The following is a 1,274-nucleotide window of genomic DNA, read 5'->3' on the forward strand; positions in this document are numbered from 1 at the left end:
AAAAGAGGCAGTGAGTTGGAAATGGTGACCCCCTCCGAGGGAACTTCGATCGTGGTCTTGAAGATGACCTTCTTGTTTGAGGTAAAGGTGTACGAGCGACGGAAGGAGAGGTCGTGCGTGGACACGGTGATCAGGGGAAGCTCCTCTATTCTCTGATCGAAAACCCTGTCGTAGTTCAGGGTCTGGATGAGCAGCAGCCCCTCCTTGTTGAGCATGTCGTGCGCGTCGGCGATAAACTGCCGGGCATCGTCATTCGGCACGTGGACGATCGAGTTTCCGATGTTCATGATCAGGTCGAAGCCGGGCTCGAAAAGCTGCGTTATCTGATCGAACTTTCCGATCTCGACGGTGGCATTTTCGTAGCCGGAGAGCTTCTTCCTCGCCAGTTTGACCATCTCCGGGTCCGCGTCGAAGCCGAAGGAGGTAAGCCCCCGCTTTGCGAAGCACAGGAGCTGGCTTCCCGAACCGCAGGCGGCGTCGAGGACGCGCTGCGGTTTGAAATCACGGACGAGCTCAGCGAAAAACTGCTCCTGTTCCGCAGAAACGGGAAAGATAAGGTCGTAGTAATTGCTCAGGGATGAGTAAAAGCCCATGATTGCCGCCTCCCGAAATTGCCGTTCGGTTCAGGTTCCGATGGATTGCCGAAGAAGCCTGGTCCTCCCTGTTTTTTGGTGCTCCCGTTTCCGGACCCTGCCGGAAACCCGTACAAAAAGGACACTGATCTTTCCCTTCCTGATGATGCCGGGAAGCCGTCTACTGCCCCGGACCTGGAAAAGTCTTTATGTCCGCGGAATAGAATGATGATAAATCAACGCCGTCTGAAAAGCAACAACTATCGCCGTCCGCCTGGATCGACCCGGGACCGCGGCCCGGTCATAAGGGAAAGTCCCCCTCCCCGTTCCCGGTGACAATCTGGCCCTTGAAACGTTTGCGCCTTCTCTGCGATAATGGGATGCGTGTTGCCCATTTCTCCCGGAGGCGCCAATGGGTCATCTGTCCCGCGGTCACGGTGTTTACGGAAAGCTGCAGAAAAGGCTCGACAGGTTTGTGATCGGGGCTCCCCCTTCCCGGGAGATCTTCGAGATCCTGAAGTTGCTCTACACGGAGCAGGAGGCCTTCGTGGCTTCCCGGATGCCCATAATCTTCTCCTCCCTTTCCAGGATATCGCGGCTGACGGGGGTGGGGATGCAGGAGCTGGTACCCCTCCTTGCGGGGATGGCCGAAAAGGGCCTCGTCATGGACTTCGAGAGAAATGGGCGGACCTTCTACATCCT

At 56.8% G+C, this 1,274-nt stretch carries 2 protein-coding genes; one reads left to right on the forward strand and one right to left on the reverse strand.

Features of this window, described 5'->3' with window-relative positions:
* On the reverse strand, positions 1-593 hold a 593-nt coding region (locus GTN70_04160; protein NIO16182.1), incomplete at its 3' end, for a methyltransferase domain-containing protein.
* 391 nt (positions 594-984) lie between these two features.
* Here GTN70_04160 and GTN70_04165 point away from each other — a divergent pair.
* A partial coding sequence (locus tag GTN70_04165) for a hypothetical protein (protein NIO16183.1) occupies positions 985-1,274 on the forward strand: 290 nt, incomplete at its 3' end.

This window comes from Deltaproteobacteria bacterium, assembly GCA_011773515.1.
Classification (GTDB): Bacteria; Desulfobacterota; Deferrimicrobia; order J040; family J040; genus WVXK01.